Source organism: Massilibacillus massiliensis, assembly GCF_900086705.1.
GTDB classification, from domain to species: Bacteria; Bacillota; Negativicutes; order FLKF01; family FLKF01; genus Massilibacillus; species Massilibacillus massiliensis.
This window is the reverse complement of sequence record NZ_LT575483.1, coordinates 2,347,040-2,365,094: the sequence shown is the minus strand read 5'-3', so window position 1 is coordinate 2,365,094 and position 18,055 is coordinate 2,347,040. Positions and strand designations below refer to the sequence as shown.

Below are 18,055 nucleotides of genomic sequence, written 5' to 3'. Positions count from 1 at the left end.
ATTTTTGCCAACATATTTTACTGTGTCAAAAGCCAATCATATAAAATCGCTTGCATGCATCTTCTATTTATTGTAATCCGTTTTTCTTTTGCAACGCTTTCAGAACTTTTTCTGGTGTAATCGGCAAAGCGCTGATTCTGACACCAATGGCTTGCGATACCGCATTGGCAATTGCAGCTGCCGGTGCAACCAATGGCGGCTCACCCAACCCCTTGGCTCCAAAAGGACCCGTATTGGCGTTTTCTTCAACAATAATTGTATCTACAACCGGAACATCCATAGAGGATGGGATAATATACGTAGCAAACGATGGCGTCTTTATACTGGCCTCGGCCGTTTTTATTTCTTCATATACACCATAACCGACGCCCATAATCGTACCACCTTCAATCTGTCCCTCTACATGCAATGGATTAACGGCCTGCCCAACATCATGTGCTGCCGCAATGCGCGTTACCTCCACTTGCCCTGTCTGCGTATCGACTTCTACTTCCGCAACATGACTGGCAAACGAATATACTTCATATGGATTACCTTGTCCGGTTTCCTCATCCAATGCTGTTGTCGTTGGATTATACCAGCCATGACCAATCGTCATCAAACCTTTAGACCGGCAACGAGTAATCAATTGTGCAACTGTAATCTTCGTCTGCTTCTGCTGAATAAAAACAGACTTCTCTTTAAATTCGACTTCCTCCAGCGAGATTTTTTGCCATGCTACGAGCTCATTTAACAGCATTTTCTTTACAACTTGAGCAGATTTTAGTGCCGCATTGCCCGAGATATAAGTTTGACGGCTGGCTGAAGATGCACCGCCGTCCGGTGTAACTCCCGTATCAGCCGACGTAACTTTTACATCTTTAAAATCGATGCCCAGTTCTTCCGCCACAATCTGTGCCAAAATAGTATTAGACCCTTGCCCAATATCAGCAGCGCCTACCATTAAATGCGCGCTTCCATCCTCCATCACGTCTAAAAATGCGCCTGCGGGATTTGGCTGTCCTGTATTGCCGATCCCAAAATATAAGCAGCCCATTCCAACGCCCCGTTTTTTATGTGACGGCAATTGCCGTTTCTTGCTTGCTTTCACTTTTTCGTAGGCTGGCACTAAGGTATCAGCAATTGTCCCTTGTATATCCATAACTTGGCCAGTTGATGTCATACTGCCTTTCTTCAATGTATTGCGGAGTCGTATTTCCAGTGGAGAAATGCCTGCTTTTTCTGCAATCATATCCATCTGCTGCTCGTAGGCAAATGCAATCTGCGGTACACCAAAACCACGCATAGCACCCGCAGTAGGGTTATTGGTATAAACGGTATAAGCATATACTCTAACCGCTGGAACTTCATAGGGGCCTGCGGCATGTACCGCCAAACGGGTAATCGGTGCCGGCCCATAGGAGGAATAGGCACCTGTATCGGCAACAACATGTACATCTACAGCCAATAGTTTTCCCGTTTTATCGGCAGCAGTTTTATACCTGATGACACATGGATGTCGCTTAGAAGAAGTAATAATAGATTCTTCCCGTGAATATACAAGTTTGACTGGACGGTGAGTTTTAAAGGCCAGCAATGCTACATAAATTTGCACCGAGATGTCGAGTTTTCCACCAAAGCCGCCACCTGTCGGCGCTTGTATCATTCGTATACGGCTTTGCGGCAATGCCAAATTACGCGCAATTTCACGACAATCGAAATGTGTATTTTGTGTAGATGCCTTGACGACAACAACCTCATCTTCCATATAGGCGATTCCCGCCTCTGGCTCAATATACGCGTGTTCTTGTATCTGCGTTGTATATTCGTTTTCCACAAGAATCTCAGCTGTTTTAAATACTGCATCAACATCGCCTTGCACGATCTTACGCAAGGCCAAAATATTGCTGTCGCCATGAACTTTTGGCGCATCTACCTGCATTGCCTTTACGGCATCTGCAACTACGGGAAGCTCTTCGAGTTCAACCGCAATAAGCTGCAATGCCTTTTGCGCGATTTCTTCCGTTTCAGCCGCAACGACTGCCAAGGCATCACCAATCTTACGAATTTTATGATCTACAAGCACCGGCTCATCTTTAAAAATAATCCCATGTCCATTCAGCCCCGGGACGTCTTTCGCCGTAAGCACAGCGTGCACACCAGGCAAAAGTTTCGCTTGTGCAACATCGATTTTTTTAACAAACGCATGTGCAACTGTACTCCTTAGCACTTTCGCATACAACATCCCCGGCATTTTCAAATCTGCGCTATAGCGTGTTTTCCCTAAGACTTTATCTAATGCATCTTTGCGAATTACGGATTTTCCTACTACGAATAGTTCTGACATGTTACTTCCTCCTTATTCCCCTTCTCCGCAAACCTTTTCAATCGCATTCGCAATTTTTGCATAACCTGTACAACGACATAAATTCCCGGATATTGATTCCATGATCTCCTGCCGATTCGGTGTTGGGTTGTGATCAAGCAACACCTTTGCTGACAGCAGCATCCCCGGCGTACAAAATCCACACTGTACAGCTCCTTCATCAATAAACGCTTGCTGCAGCGCATCCAGTTTATCGTAACTTCCCATCCCTTCAATTGTTAAAACGGTCTTTCCATCAAGTTGCGGCGCTAAAACCAAGCAGGAATTTGCAGTTTTACCATCCAAAATGATGGTACATGCACCACAGTCGCCTTCACCGCAACCTATTTTTGTTCCCGTGAGATCCAGATCTTCTCTGAGTATATCAATGGCTCGACGATGTGGTTCTACTTCCACCAAAACGGGCGCATTATTTAACGTAAAATGAATTTTCATATGCGAGTTCCCTCCAAACTATCTTTCCGAATGTCTTACTTATCATCCAATCTCTTGCGATAAAAAATAACAAGGCCGTGTGAAGTCTTTGACTTCACACGGCCTTGTGTGCATTTTGTAAACAGCAAACGCAATATCTTTTTCTTGATGCAATTATAACACCCTTTGCATTATATTTAAAATATTAATTTTAAATCACTGAATATAAAATTTATATCATAAACTAAATTCTAACTTTTCTTTGATACCGAAGATACAGATATGCAAGTTTACACTTTTTCATCTTCTTTAGCATCGGTTCCCGTCCAAACGCGTTTACATTTACACATCCACTCTTCCATATCATTAAGCGCTTCGCCAAAACGCTGCAGATGTACAACTTCACGTTGCCACAGGAAGCGAAGCATATCTTTTACTTTTGGATCACAAGTCATTGCAATTAAATGTTCATAAGTGGCACGTGCATTTTGCTCCGCCGCCAGATTTGCCGTAAGATCGGCAATTGGATCGCCTAGACAAGACACATATTTTGCACTCCATGGTACGCCAGCCGCATCAGTCCAGAACAAACCGCAGCCATGCTGTACCCAATTCGCGCCCCAGCCTGCTGCTTCGAAATCCTTTGGATTGGCACCCTCTGTTAATTTATAGACTAAAGTGGCAATCATCTCTTGGTGCGCAAGCTCCTCCGTTCCAATATCTGTTAAAAGCGCGCGTGCTTTATTTGTTGGCATAGAATAACGTTGATTGATGTATTGCAGCGACGCTGACAACTCGCCATTCGGCCCTCCATATTGCGTAACAACAAGTTTTGCAAAAGCGACATCCGGACAGCTAACACAAACTGGTCTTTCTAATTTTTTCTCATAAATCCACATTTGATTCCCCCCTATATTTCCCAGGGCCATGGGCTTTTAATCCATTGCCATACATCTTCACAATTTGCACTTAACCCAAAATTATAAAGTGGTCCAAATTCAGCTTCATATTTTCTTACCAAGCATCGTGAATCCTCTACCGCGCGATTATAATCACACAATGCCTCATCATCGCATGGATGTGTATCTAAATATAAATTAAGTTCAATCGCAATGAACTCCATCTCTTGAATTTTAGCAAGCATTGTCGCCTGCTTTTCACACATCATTATAAATCACCCCATCTCTTATTTAGGAATTCTATATACACCCCATAATTCAGGAAATAAAGTTCCTTTCATTAAAGCCTCGCGTGGGCAAAACGCTTTTTCATAACTTTGCCATTTCATATAAGAATGAGCTAGCATTCTATTCGAACACATTTTGTGTTTTTTTATCACATGCAAATCTTCTTTACAATTACAATCATCGATACAAGGTCGCAATTCTTCCTCCATAAAGAGTTCCTCCTCTCATTAAATTACTATATATTATGTGAAGTTAACAGACTTTGTGACTTCTCAAAAAGGCATAAAAATAGAGTCCATCATAAATTGACGGACTCTATTTTTATGCGCCCTTACGCAATAATCTAAAGCTTCGTTTTGGCAGTGCAGATTTTTCCCCGCCATTTGGTCCCGGTGCTTGTTTTTTTGCTGCCTGCCTACCGACATTTACAACGATTCCCATCGCAGTCATATTGATAATGAGTGATGTACCGCCATAGCTAATGAATGGTAACGGCACCCCTATAACCGGTAGAACACCGGAAACCATTGCAATATTGGCAATACCTTGTCCAACGACTAAAATCGTAATTCCAATGACAAGCATCTTTCCAAAACCATCTTGTGCTTGCCTTGCAATTTTCCCGCTGTAACAGGCCATTGCTGCTAATAAAAAGAATACACAAAGTGCACCAATAAAGCCCATCTCTTGACACAAGATTGCAAAAGCAAAATCCGTATGGGCTTCCGGTAAATAGTAAAATTTGCTCGTCCCCATCCCAAGACCTTCACCTAAAAAACCACCCGAACCAATCGCAATAATTGATTGTACGGTTTGATATCCTTTATCTCCTTGATACGCCCATGGATCAAACCAAGCCCAGACACGCTCGGCTCGATACGAGGCTGAAAAGGTCAAAATAACCGCGACCATAACAGCCAAGACAGATAATAAAACTGCCTCTTCCTTATGCATACCAGCAAGAATATGCATAAAAAATGCGATCCCAACAATAATTGCCGCAGTCCCTAAATCCGGCTGTTTGTAAACTAAGAATCCCATGATTGTTATAATTCCCATTTGTCGCGTAAACATAGAAATATTATTTTGTCTATCAATTTTCGGTCCCAGATAAGCAGCCATAAATAATATCGTCGCAAGTTTGGCAAGTTCAGAGGGTTGAAACTGCATGCCAATATTAAGCCAGCGTCGTGATCCATTTACTTCTATCCCAACAAGATCTACAGCCACCAACGCTGCAATCGTTAAAGCTAAAATTAATGGAACCATTTTACGCCATCTTTTATAATCAAATTTGATCGTTACAAGCATGCAAGTAAATCCAATGGTCAAACTCATTAAATGACGATTCAAAAAATAATAGGTATCATGATACTCCATACCAGCTTTTACAAAACTTGCACTAAAAATATTCACTGTCCCTATTAAAATCAACATAAACATAATACATAACACCGCTTCGGTGTGACTGACCCATAACCTAGACTTTGGCATTATCAAGCCTCCAAATGATTTCTTTTTTTCATTATAACAGAAAAAATCTTTTTCTAATAAGCAAAATGAACATTTCTTGCATATAATAGGATTGCGAATGTAAAAAAGAGGTGAAATCTATGGAGTGGTGCATTTATAAAATACTTGTGATCGATCTTTTAAAAAACATGGTTTTGTTGATTGATCAAAAAACATCTGGAATTCTAACGCAAATAAAAATTCCAGAAAATCATACCCCAATCCTACTGGAATACAACCGAGAACAGCAAAAAGCATGTCTCATCACCAAACACGAAAATAATGGCTCCGTCTTTATCATAAATTTAACAAATTATAAACTTTATCGTCTGCCAGTTGATTTTCCCGCTCCGCTTCAATGTACAGTCGCACCGGACTTTCAAACCATTTATTTCATTGATCAAACAGCTGTTTTACAAAGACTGGATATGACTACATTGACAATTGCCCCCATTGCACAGCCAGACAATGCCACTTGCGTTGGTATCGTTTGTGCAAATCATAAAATTTACACGGCTTGGGAAGCAAAAGAAAGCGGCAGTGTCGCAGTTTTTAAACCCGATGGAGAGTTTATCTTAGAGTACCAGTTGGAAGCAATTCCAACCAATCTTTCGATTCATCATGAAAAGCTTCTCGTTACATATACAGAAAGTAGACTCCACGGTGAAGGCTTAGCTATATTTAAAGAAAACGCATTGCCGATTTATCTTAGTTTTCAGTCCGCAGAAACGGCAAAAGCTTTGCATGCCTATCCTTGTAATATTGCCATCGATTCCGCATCAAATCATGCTTATATAATCAATGAAGACAGTTGTTCCATAACGGTGATTGACTTAAATATGGATCAAATTATCGGTGCATTCCCCCTCGGACGTTCCATTACAAATCTTTATCTTCTGCCGAATCCAAAATTCGCAATCGCTACAAGCAATATGTTTGCCGATTTATCTGTGATTGATTTAATCAATCAACGCCTGTTGTCCATTAGTAATAGCAATTGTGAATTTGCAAATATGTTAAGCGTCTTAGCCTAGATAAAGGCCACGGCTATCATCCGGCGGCAAGTTCAACAAGATTTTGCAGATACGTGCTTACCGCCTCATGCTTGTCCTCGGTTTACAACCTGTTCTTATTTTATTCTTTATGAATGATCATATCTAAAATAAGTTTATCAATTGTTTCACTGCCTTCATTACCAAGTACAGCAAAATTATCAATTGTTTTTTCACTTAATTGTTCAACAATTCCCTCGTTTGATTTTATGCGCAAATGATTCAATGCTAAAAGTGATGCCTGCATCGCAGCATTGGTACAAGTAGAGATTTTCAGTGCACAGCTGGATTTTGCACCATCACAAACAATACCTGCGACATTTCCTAGTGTATTATGGATGGCATTTTCAATTTGCTCAAAATCACCACCAAGCAGATATGTTATGCCGCAAGCCGCGCCGGAAGCGGCTACTACAGCACCGCATAACGCTGACAATACGCCAAATTTCTGTTTAATATAAATCGTAGCCAAATTACTAAGTGCACAAGCACGTATTAATGCTTCTTCATCTTTGCTCTCCATTTTCTCCCACACACCAACAACTGGCATTGTAGCCGCAATCCCTTGGTTACCGCTGCCAGAATTACTCATGACCGGCAAGCTAAGCCCTGCCATGCGAGCATCACTTGCTGCAGCAGTAATCATCATGGCATAATTGATCATATCATCAGCAAGAATTTTTTTGCCTATATTGGTCTGTATCATCTTGCCAACGGCCAACCCATACTGCGCTTCTAATCCTTCCTTAGAAATACTGGAGTTTAACACAATCGCCTGCTTAATTAAATCTAGCTCTTGTACATCCACCTGTAAACAAAAAGTATATATGTCTTTCAGATCAAAGGAATATTTCGTCGTATCATTTTCTTCTAAGCCATCATTACAACCACCATTGTAAACAATTTTCCCATTTTTAACGATTTGCGTTACATTCGTATGTGTACCAATAATTTTCACTTTTACAATATCCATCGTCGTTTTCAATGTAACTTCTAAATAAAGCTTATATGGTAAATCAGCCTTCCCCAATACTACCTTATTTTCATCTACCAATTGCTTTGCCATCTCTACTTGCACTCTCGACACGCCTTCCAGTACGGCAAGTTTTCTTTCTGGGGCTGTACACATCGAACCAATTGCTACCGCATATTTTAATCCAGTCAACTCAGTTCCTGGAATGCCGACAACAAATGCATTCTTTATCATATTTGGACTAGCCAATAACTCAATTCGTTCAATTTCTCCTTTTGCAAAACTTCTTGCTACAGCTCCGGCATAAGCAATTGCAACTGGCTCCGTACACCCTGTAGCTACAACCAAACCCTTTTTCATTGCCTCAACAATTTGTTTATTTTTCATTTGTGCCCTCCAAGCATGCGAAAATAAAAACCCTGTTATTCATCATTTTAGATTATTTCCCGTAAATAATTTGCCTATTTTAACTTAATTAACATTGAAAAACTTATGTCATAAATTTCGATATCGCCGTCATCATCAGTTCCCGAAATATTTTTTAATACATAACCAACTCGAATATTATCATTTTCATCCATAATTATCAACTCTTTCCTTTTCAGCGTTGAACCATCCTGATGGTTTTGGTGAATTCGCATTGCTACTTCTTTCACATTACCCTCATAAATAACTTGCTGGTCTCTTAAAATCTGAATATCACCACTACTTTTTGTATAAGTAATTGACACGCTACTATCCTCGTTTGGCAACTCCACCTTAGGCAATATAAATTCAATATAATACTCAAAATCTTTTATGTCCAGTGCGTAATTTACTCTATCAATCTTATGAACAAAATATATGTCATGTCGTCTCGTAGGCACAAAACCAAATACCGCTTGCATCTGCTTTATTGTAAAACCATCTGGGAGTACCTCAACTTCCTGCAATTTTTTATAGCGATCAAAATAGTCAATGATATTGACAATCTCTTTTTTATCTTCCTTAGAAAAATCTGTTGATATTCTATGAATTTTACCATCCAGCACAACATCATATTTCTCCAAAATACGTTCCAGCCTTGCATTTTGACTGGATGATGCTACAGAGAAGCAACTCCATGGGCCTAGGACAGACAATACAGATAGTACCGCGATTGAAATTGTCAAAACAATCATTCTCGGCTTTTTTACCACGCTAAAATACAGCATACAGGCTGTAATCCAACATCCTGTCACGAAAGGAAAATAGCGATTTTCCGTCATCCCGTAGGCTTGAATACGCATTCCTAATGCGGCAAACATCATCCCGATCAAAGGAATCACAAAAATCGGAAACCATCGTATAAAAACTTTTGCCAAACGATTGTCTTCGCGAAGCGGATATATAAGAAACGTAACCACAATCCCCAGCAAAGCATACCACATGACCAAATTCGCAACAATGCCTTCCGGCCATTGCATTGTGACTAAGATTTTTGCAAAATATACATATAATGTGATCGAATACGCAATCATCAGCGGCGTCACAACATATAATAATAAAACTTTAAGCACCTTAGGATAACAAGACGATGTGAGTTCTTCATCACGTTTCGGCAAATCACCTAAGAAAAAAATCGGTGCAAAAATCCCTGCGACGATAAAACCGATATCTATATAGACCTTATCCGAAATATCCAGAGAAAATAACGCATGAATCATTCCCAGCATCGCCGCCAAGCCTGTAAACAAAATCAATGAATATAAGTAAACACTGAAAAACTTTGTTACAATATCAACAATATACAACGAGTAATTTTCTCGCTTATAAAAATAAGGGATAAAAAGAAACGTACAATAAAACGTAATATTCAAAGCCAGATATCTAATCATCGGTATGATTTCCATATCTTTCAATAAAAATTTATGATATAGAACCAGTCCGACAATCGCCAAAAGATATAACAACACTTTTTGCAGCTTTCCTAACATTGGCTTTCTTTCAAGAAAAACTTTTATACTAAGTGTGATTGGAATACCTAAACCGAAAATCAGAGAAGTCCGATATATGAGTTCCCTTTGTTCCTCAGTTAATGAACCGGCCATATGGTTTTCAATACATAAAAGAAGAACGATACCGGCTGACAATAAAATTGTTTCCGGAAACCGTTTGCTGCTAGAAATAAATTTATTTGCTAAAACCTTGCAAATTTCAATCAATCGCTTTCCCATATCCTACCTCCATAACAATGCAACGCTTACAAAAATGAACAAAAATTCTTGTATCTACAAGTCATTCGCCATACAATAAAAAATACCTTTGCAGGAAAGACTTCTATATGGATTTAGCCATAAAAATAAAACGATCGGCCCAAGGCCTATCTCTTCATAGTTTATCCACAGTCTGAAATAAGTCGCACAATGTGCGACTTATTTCAGACTGTAGACAAATCATATATTTATGTTGATAACTTAGAAAAAACCGAAATTCGTTCCACTTATAAACTAGTACGAAGATAGGTTGCCGGTTGGTGAGAAGTACTCAGATGCTAGGCGCAGCAAGGGGTTGTGAAGGAGTCGTACTTCTGTCGACGAGCAGCACCTTGCTGTAACAACGCAGATGAGTGCTTATCGCCGACCCGCAACCTATCTGTCCATAGTTTGTCTACACACTAAAATAAGTCGCACAATGTGCGACTTATTTTTTCCCTAGAGGACGAATTTTATTTTGTGTCTTTTGATATTTTTCCTTTATTCTTTCTGCCGGCGTTTTTCCCGCATATTTACTTGGCATATATTTATAATCGCTTGCTTTAGCATACACTTTTTCCCGGATTACTAAAGGGGTTTCTCCAACCGGTTCCACTGCCTGAGAATCTATATCCTGTACCGAAACAACCGGTTCTTTTATTGGCTCTGGTTCTTTTGGTGATGCTTTTTTTTCTGCTGGTTTTTCTGGTTCAGGTGCGATTTCTTTTTCTTCCTTTAAAACGTCTTTGACATTCTCCTCCGCAGATGCCTCAACGGATTCACGAATTCTTGTATTTTCTTCGCTTTCCATCGGCATAATCGCGACAAGCGGCTCTTCTTCCCAATGCTCTGCTATATTTTCTTGTTCCGGTATCAGTCCTATTTCACCCAATTCCACTGCTTTGGGTGTATCTGTATACTGTTCTGCCATATCTTTTTTTATCCGTTCTTCTCCTGCAAAGCTAAGTTCTTCTGCATGATCGTCTGTTTCCTCCGCGTCATCTTCAAAATCCTTTATGATAACTTCTTCATCCAAACGTTCCTGGGTATTGAGATTCATGCCCTCTGCATCATCTTGAAAAACTTCTGGGCAATGTTTGACCATTCCTTTTTCAATCATCGTTAATACCATTAAGAAATGCTCTGATTCTCGTTTCATATGATCAACTAAATCTACACTCATAATACTAAGCAAACGACAATCCGAGATCAATTCTGCTGCCATTTGCTTAAAATCACGAACACGCTGTACATCCAAGCGAACATCTAGCAAAAATCTCCGAAATGCAGCGATTTCACCTTTATAGCAATATAACATACTTGCCACATCTCTTGCCTCTAAAACCAAGTTATCAAATAATTCCGCGTACTCCATTGACATTTTTAGCAGCCGACGTTCCGATGGGTCTAAGTAGTGACATATAAGTTTGACATGATCGGACATTAATCTCAACCATACTACGATTTCCTTCGTCTGTGAGACATTTTTATAGACGACATCTGAAGTCTCAATCTGCTGAATCACAACTAAAAAATATTCTGTTTCCCGAATGATATGATCGAAAAAAAATGGATAATGTGCACCACCTAATTTCGCATTCATTTTATCACTCAGCAATTTCCGTTGAAAATGACAAAACTCCACTAACACACTAGAAATTTCCGTAAGTAAAGGATGCAATTTCTTATTATTTTTAAATCGCTCTGTTTTTTGTAATAGACTAGAAAAAGCTTTATGGAACTCCTTTACCGCCTCGATATAATCATTCGCTTCACTTGGTAAACCAACTTTAATAAAAGTTGTATGCTCTTGCATAATTTTCAGCCAAAACTTTATTTCTTCCATATTCAAAGCCTCATTCGGCAAAACAGCCCTTGCATGACGCATAGTCTCACACTCCATTTCAGTGTTTTTTCAACTATTACATCATATGCAAGGGCTGCATAAATATCTACAAGTTTTTATACAATGATACCACTAAAATCCCACACCATGAAATACAGTTTGACTTCACTCACGCATCGCCAAATACAACTTCACAGCGGTTGATTTTTTCACCTAAACCACTAAATTTCGCTTCATACTCCGTCATGATATTGTCTTCCATTCCACTTTGATGAAGGTCAAAGGTAACATTTCTCACAGGCAACTTTGCCGCTTTAAACTGTTCTAAAGAAAAATCAAAAAGCGGACGATTATCCGTCTTAAAAAATAATTCTCCCGATTCGGCGAGTAAATTTCTGTATTTCTCTAAAAAATTTACATGTGTCAAACGTCGCTTCGCATGCCGTACCTTCGGCCACGGATCACAAAAATTAATAAAGAAACGATTTACTTCACCTGCAGTAAATAACGAGGCAATATGATTTACATCAAACACCAGCAATCGTACGTTGGTAAGTCCCAATTCCTTGACCTTGAGCGCAGCATAGTAAAGCACATCCTGCTGTGCTTCTATGCCAATAAAGTTAATTTCAGGATGACGTAAAGCCATTTGGGTAATAAAACGTCCTTTTCCGGTTCCAAGTTCAACATAAAGCGGTGCTTTACGCCCAAACATCTTTTCCCACCCGTTTTGGGCAATCGTTTCAATACATTCCGGTTCTTTATAGACAAACGCATTAAATTCTACTATAGCCTCATCAATCCAAGGCTTTTTTCTTAATCGCAAGACTTGCTCCCCCTGTTAATCTATCTTAAGATTTTTCCAAACCATATTTTTTCAAATAACGATATAACGTTACACGGCTAACATTTAAAAGATTTGCCAGCCTACTTACATTGCCTCCAGCAGCCTGCCACGCTTTTACAAAGACATCACGATCTTCTTTCCAGCTATTATCCGGTTTGATATCCCCCATCAGATTTATATTCTCCGGACGAATTTCTTTCTCAGCTGTATTAAAAAATGCATATTCGATCACGCCCTGTAATTGTTTGATATTACCTGGCCAATCGTAATTTTTTAATACTTCTGCTGTCTCTGGTAAAATTTCTTTTGCTTCAATTTGATGCTGCGCAGCCAATTCATCCACAATATGCCTTGCTAATGCAGGAATATCTTCGCGACGGCTTCTAAGTGAAGGAACGCGAATTACACTTTTAGAGACAATTTCATATAACGCATGATTGAAAGCACCACGTTCAGTCAACCGTTTTAAATCACTGTCGCAAGCAGATATAATTCGAACATCAATATGGCGTTCAACATCTTCACCAAGTCGTTTGGTTGTCTGCGTTTTTAATGCTTTTGCCAACATACTGGCAATACCAATCGGCAATTTTTCAATTTCATCCATAAACAAAGTCCCGCCATTTGCAAGTTCCAATTTGCCAGGGTGACTCATTTCCGGACTTGTCGCAACACCAAATAATTCTTGCTCCAAAAGATCCGGTGTAATATCACCACATTTCACAGAAATCAATGGGCCGGCAGCTCGTCCACTGGATTGATGAATACCATGCGCCATACGCTGTTTACCTGTACCCGATTCCCCTTGCAATAAGATATGATTTTGATTGCGCGCAATACGCGCCGCTTTATCCTTTGTCGCAACAAATGTCATACCTTCACCAACCATTGAGTTTAAGCTGTAACGCGCTGTATATCCCGCTGCATGCGCAACAAGTGTACGCAAATCTTCAATTGGCATAGAAACTGTAACAACACTGCTGACTGCTTGATCAGTATCTCGTTCAAGAGGAACAACCGTTGTAATATCCTCATAGGTTTTCGCCTTGGTAATCCAAGTTACTTCTTTATTATAGGAAGGTACTCCGCTGAATCCTTTATAAATTGGCGTATGCCGATAATTCAAAACAACATCGCTCAAATTAGAAATTTCTGCATTCTCTTTCTTCACACCAATACCGGCCAAACGATCCAATCCAAGTTTATTCGCATATGCAACTTCACCACCTGGCATAACATGATATACGGCAAATGGTGTAGCATCTAAGATGGCCTCTTGTGCTTTTAATCGCAGCGATACAATTAAATGCTTTTCCAATGCATACTTGATTGTAAGCATGATAGAAATAATAGAATTATGCGGCAAAGTCTCTTGTTCTACCGATACAAACGTAATAATATAAGCAAGCTCTCCATTGATCATAATCGGCGCCGAGCATGCATCACCCTGCTGACATTCCTCAACCCACATTTCCGGACCAAACAATAAAAATGGCGTCTTATGTTCATGCACAATACTGATACTAGAAGTACCAACATCGTTGACACTGACTCTCACGCCTTCAATTTCGCCTGGTGTTTTTTGATAGAATGGCAAGGAATAACTTTTTAAAACATAATGATCCGCATCAATTAACAATAAACTTAAGTTATAGTCTTGTAAAAACTCTCTAATCTGCTCACTGAATTCTTCCAGATATTCAATTGCATTGCTATGTTTTTGTTGGTATAATGCCAACTGCGACGCAGAAAGTCGGTTCTCCGTCGACATAAATTTAGCCGAAACATGACTATTTCGACTTTTCTGCCAAGATTCTGCTACCCAAGGATGTACATTGGGATCGATAATCCCTTCTTCCATATATTTAGAATAATACGATGCGAGCTTTATCCTGCTGCGTTTTTCTCTAATCATAGCTAAACCTCCTAATAATGCTATTTTTCATAGAAGCGTCTCTTTTTATCATGTATATATTGTACCAATCGTTGTCAACTATAGCAATTCATAATACTTTACTATTTACCATTCTTTAAAAATGTTTTATACTTTAATTTAAGTAAGATCTCTTTTTCGTATATACTAAAAATAAATTTTTCAAATGATAAGGTAGGTAATATTATGCAAACGATTGCTTTAATTGCTCATGATCGTATGAAAGAACAAATGCTGGAATTTGTAGAACATCATAAAGATGTATTATCGAATTACCATCTTGTAGCTACAGCTACAACAGGCCGTTTAATCAAAGAAAAAATCGGCCTTGATATTGAAACTTTCATGTCCGGTCCACTTGGTGGAGATCAACAAATCGGTGCTTTAATCGCCACTGAAAAAGTAAATCTTGTGATCTTTCTGCGTGATCCACTAACAGCACAGCCTCATGAACCTGATATTACAGCATTGCTGAGAATTTGCGATGTTCATAATGTACCGCTTGCAACCAATAGAAAAAGTGCACATATACTTGTAAAATCATTACAAGTATAATCCGTTTACATTTTACAGCAAATATTACATATTTTCCATACTCAATAGACAAATTATACACAATTTCATCATTTTAAAGTTAACCCGTAGGCTTTTGTTTGAGAAACGTTCTCCTTGAGAGAACAACATCATGCAACAAAAAAGCAAGTGCAATTTTTTACTGCACTTGCTTTTATTTATGTTTCCCTTTTCCTTACACTTTATAACGATTAATATCATCGCTAAAATGATGCGCCATCTTTTTAAATTCACCGATTTTTTCAAGCATATCCTGCAATTTTGCATTATAGTCTGCGACGGCAGCACTCATCTCTTCACTTGTTGCTGAATTTTCTTCTGAAGTAGCGGCAATCGTTTCAATTTTCTCATATACAGCATTGACATCTTTTATTTCATGCTGCAATTTACTGATCATATTGATAATATTCTCAGAAACACCACGGATATTTCCAACATGCTGCGTATTGTCACGCACTACAGAATTCAATTGGCAGCTTTCATTGGCAAGCACTTCATATTGTTCATCCACTGACCCCACTACCGTACCAATGGTATTGGTAATCCCTTTAATATCCGTACTGATGAGTTCCGAATACTCCTGAGATTGTTCGGCAAGTTTTCGAACCTCTTCTGCAACAACCGCAAAGCCTCGTCCTTGCTCCCCTGCACGCGCCGCTTCAATCGCCGCATTGAGCGCAAGTAAATTCGTTTGTCCGGCAATGGCTGCAACCATGCCTGTAATTTCAGTGATTTTTTGCGTTTGCACTTGTAATGTTTCCACTGCTTCTTTTACTTTTGTGAATCTCTCCATACTAGAATTCAACTTATCACTAGATTTCTGGACGTTATCGAAACCTTGATCGATTTCAACCACGGCACCTTCAAGTTTTTTATTATTTTCCACTTGCTCTTCGATGACTGTTTTAAGCGCACTTAAATTTCCATTTAAAATAGCCACTGCTGAAGACGTATTTTCTGCCTGCACGGTCGCTGCAACAGCAAAATCACTGATAACATTCGTAATTTCATCCGAAGTTGAACTCATCTTCCCCGCTAAAACATTGAACGATTCTCCAAAGCGATTTAATTCATCACTATTTCCTTTAAATCCAGTAAATTCAGCGCGTACACGTCTTTTATAATCCTCTATGCGCTGATTCATCACTTCAAATTCGTCACCGGATTGAAGCTGCAAACTCTCAAAATAATGATAATCGGTTATACTCTGAATTTCATCCTCAATCGCTTTCATCGGTTTGAGCAATTGACCAACACTTACAGCAGCAATAATTCCCGCTAAAACAGATGACCATAATGGCAAGGAAACGCCAGTAAAATTTAAAAGAAGGGCAACGACTAGACTTACCAAAGTTGTCAATATTCCAGCCTTCGCCGCTAAACTGTGCGTGAAACCAAGGATTTTATTAACTCGATAAATCTTCGTACGCGTAATTGGCTGCGAAAATTTAATTTTTATTTTAATTGTATCTTGCGTTTTTTCTATAATATCAGTTGCGATCGTTTCTTTATAATGTTGCGCCGCACCAAGCAACAGTCCCTGAAAGTAATCAAACATTGCACGCTTAGATCGGTAGGACAATATCGCTTCATCTTCTGAAATCGTCTTTAAAATAAGTTCAGGCGGGTTTGCCCCCGGCAAACGTTTCACCACCTCGACATGAACATCGTACATAGAGGCTAAAAAAGAAAATAAATTTTTATTCTGAAAGAACGCTGGATATACACTGAAAAAGGTCGTAATATTATCTTGTCCAATTGCCCGCCAAGCTTCACCTGGTTGTTTCCCTATTTTCCGAGCAACCAACTCTACAAGTTTTTTAGGTTTACTGTCTTCCACATCTTCTGTTGGTAAAAAGATCTTATCTCCCTTCCAACCAACTTCTTTCATTACTTCTATCACTAGGTTTTCGCCCCACATTTTTTTTGCAGTACTCAACCAGGTTCCAACGATTGTTCCTTTCATGATTACACCTCTTTAAAAAAAAATCCAAATTAACAAAAGTTACCTTGGATTCTATTATAATACTTTTCTTTATCTATTAAAAGGAATATTTTAATAACAAACGTTTGTTGAATATCTACATCATTTACAAAGCACTTTATTTCTAAAGCCTTGATTTTGCGAAATTTTCCTGCCAATACCGGCAATTTTTCCACCAATACAGCCCCAGCATTTCGAAGGTGTATCATAAATACAAATTTTCCCTGGGTATAGCGCATACTTACGACGATAATCCCCCTCAGTTACATTTGGCATAACAACATTTGCACCAGCCTGCAAAGCAATCACCCGTGCATTTCGATCTAAAGTTTCCATTGCTGTCGTTGCAGGAATATTAATATCTGGTAAAAGTAAGCGCAAGATCGCAACAAATCGCAAACTCATCGGAAAAGTTCCGCCCGCACTGTCTTTTAGCGGCGTATCTCCATTGGGGATAAATGGACCGATTCCGACCATATCGGCATCAATCGATTTAAAAAAGAGAATATCATCGGCCAATGATTCCACGGTTTGATTTGGTAATCCAATCAGACAACCCGTGCCCACTTCATAACCAAGTTCTTTCAAATCTCGCAGACAGCGCATACGATTCTCAAAACTCATTCCTGGATTTAATTCTTCATAAAGCGCTTTGTCCGTCGTTTCGATGCGAAGCAGATAACGGTCTGCTCCCGCTTCTTTATAAGCATTGTATTCCTCGCGTGTTTTTTCACCAATACTCAACGTAATTGCTAAACCAAGTGCTTTCACTTCACGTAAAATATCCGTCAAATGCTTCGTTGTAAAGTGCATATCTTCGCCAGACTGCATCACTACAGTTTTATATCCATAAGCCTTCGCTTTTTGCGCAAAACTTACAATCTCATCTTTTGATAATCGATATCGCTCCACCTTTTTATTATCACGTCTTAACCCACAATACATACAATTTTGTTTGCATATATTAGAAAATTCAATCAACCCACGTAAATGTATATCATCACCAACGAAAGCTGCACGCACACGATCTGCTGCAGCAGCTAAATCTGCTTGGCACTCTTCATTCTTTAGTAAGGCTACAATTTCGCTTTTATCCAACTGATGCGTTTTTTCTGCCTTTTCAATCCATTCATGATAATCCAAGGTTATCCCCCCT

The 18,055-nt window shown here is 39.2% G+C and carries 15 protein-coding genes; 2 read left to right on the top strand and 13 right to left on the bottom strand.

Going from position 1 to position 18,055, the window contains the following annotated elements:
- Positions 1-67: 67 nt before the first annotated feature.
- The 6 genes from BN6559_RS11425 to BN6559_RS11400 all read right to left on the bottom strand — a co-directional run bounded on the left by BN6559_RS11425 (position 68) and on the right by BN6559_RS11400 (position 5,460).
- Positions 68-2,326 (bottom strand): xanthine dehydrogenase family protein molybdopterin-binding subunit, encoded by a 2,259-nt coding sequence (locus BN6559_RS11425; RefSeq protein ID WP_110954833.1) that lies wholly within the window; start codon positions 2,324-2,326, stop codon positions 68-70.
- Between the two features lie 12 nt (positions 2,327-2,338).
- Positions 2,339-2,800 (bottom strand): (2Fe-2S)-binding protein, encoded by a 462-nt coding sequence (locus tag BN6559_RS11420; protein WP_110954832.1) that lies wholly within the window; start codon positions 2,798-2,800, stop codon positions 2,339-2,341.
- Positions 2,801-3,069: 269 nt separating this feature from the next.
- On the bottom strand, positions 3,070-3,678 hold the full coding sequence (locus BN6559_RS11415) for a manganese catalase family protein (protein ID WP_110954831.1): 609 nt from the start codon (positions 3,676-3,678) through the stop codon (positions 3,070-3,072).
- An 11-nt stretch (positions 3,679-3,689) separates the two neighbouring features.
- Complete coding sequence (locus tag BN6559_RS11410; protein ID WP_110954830.1) at positions 3,690-3,947, bottom strand: spore coat protein CotJB; 258 nt, start codon at positions 3,945-3,947, stop codon at positions 3,690-3,692.
- An 18-nt stretch (positions 3,948-3,965) separates the two neighbouring features.
- On the bottom strand, positions 3,966-4,175 hold the full coding sequence (locus BN6559_RS19290) for a spore coat associated protein CotJA (protein WP_199883948.1): 210 nt from the start codon (positions 4,173-4,175) through the stop codon (positions 3,966-3,968).
- A 112-nt stretch (positions 4,176-4,287) separates the two neighbouring features.
- Positions 4,288-5,460, bottom strand: a complete 1,173-nt coding sequence (locus BN6559_RS11400; RefSeq protein WP_110954829.1) for an FtsW/RodA/SpoVE family cell cycle protein — start codon at positions 5,458-5,460, stop codon at positions 4,288-4,290.
- Between the two features lie 119 nt (positions 5,461-5,579).
- Between BN6559_RS11400 and BN6559_RS11395 the strand changes: the two genes are divergently transcribed.
- Entirely contained in the window at positions 5,580-6,512 is a 933-nt protein-coding gene (locus BN6559_RS11395; protein WP_110954828.1) for a YncE family protein, read from the top strand.
- A 100-nt stretch (positions 6,513-6,612) separates the two neighbouring features.
- On the opposite strand, the gene BN6559_RS11390 is transcribed toward BN6559_RS11395, so the two are convergent.
- From BN6559_RS11390 to BN6559_RS11370, 5 genes are all read right to left on the bottom strand, one after another.
- The gene (locus tag BN6559_RS11390; protein WP_110954827.1) at positions 6,613-7,890 is read right to left on the bottom strand and encodes an L-cysteine desulfidase family protein; all 1,278 of its coding nucleotides are present in this window, start codon (positions 7,888-7,890) and stop codon (positions 6,613-6,615) included.
- Between the two features lie 74 nt (positions 7,891-7,964).
- A complete protein-coding gene (locus BN6559_RS11385) occupies positions 7,965-9,698 on the bottom strand; it encodes a DUF4153 domain-containing protein (RefSeq protein ID WP_110954826.1) in 1,734 nt (577 codons plus the stop codon).
- A gap of 466 nt (positions 9,699-10,164) precedes the next feature.
- Complete coding sequence (locus BN6559_RS11380; RefSeq protein WP_199883947.1) at positions 10,165-11,604, bottom strand: DUF2935 domain-containing protein; 1,440 nt, start codon at positions 11,602-11,604, stop codon at positions 10,165-10,167.
- Between the two features lie 127 nt (positions 11,605-11,731).
- Positions 11,732-12,388 (bottom strand): tRNA (guanosine(46)-N7)-methyltransferase TrmB, encoded by a 657-nt coding sequence (trmB, locus tag BN6559_RS11375; RefSeq protein ID WP_110954824.1) that lies wholly within the window; start codon positions 12,386-12,388, stop codon positions 11,732-11,734.
- 25 nt (positions 12,389-12,413) lie between these two features.
- Positions 12,414-14,324, bottom strand: a complete 1,911-nt coding sequence (locus BN6559_RS11370) for a sigma 54-interacting transcriptional regulator (protein WP_110954823.1) — start codon at positions 14,322-14,324, stop codon at positions 12,414-12,416.
- A 204-nt stretch (positions 14,325-14,528) separates the two neighbouring features.
- Here BN6559_RS11370 and mgsA point away from each other — a divergent pair, with 204 nt between their 5' ends.
- A complete protein-coding gene (gene mgsA, locus BN6559_RS11365; protein WP_110954822.1) occupies positions 14,529-14,897 on the top strand; it encodes a methylglyoxal synthase in 369 nt (122 codons plus the stop codon).
- 193 nt (positions 14,898-15,090) lie between these two features.
- Here mgsA and BN6559_RS11360 read toward each other — a convergent pair whose 3' ends face one another.
- On the bottom strand, positions 15,091-16,881 hold the full coding sequence (locus tag BN6559_RS11360; RefSeq protein WP_110954821.1) for a heme NO-binding domain-containing protein: 1,791 nt from the start codon (positions 16,879-16,881) through the stop codon (positions 15,091-15,093).
- 120 nt (positions 16,882-17,001) lie between these two features.
- Positions 17,002-18,042: a [FeFe] hydrogenase H-cluster radical SAM maturase HydE gene (gene hydE, locus BN6559_RS11355; RefSeq protein ID WP_110954820.1), complete on the bottom strand. Its 1,041-nt coding sequence runs from the start codon at positions 18,040-18,042 to the stop codon at positions 17,002-17,004.
- Between the last annotated feature and the right edge of the window lie 13 nt (positions 18,043-18,055).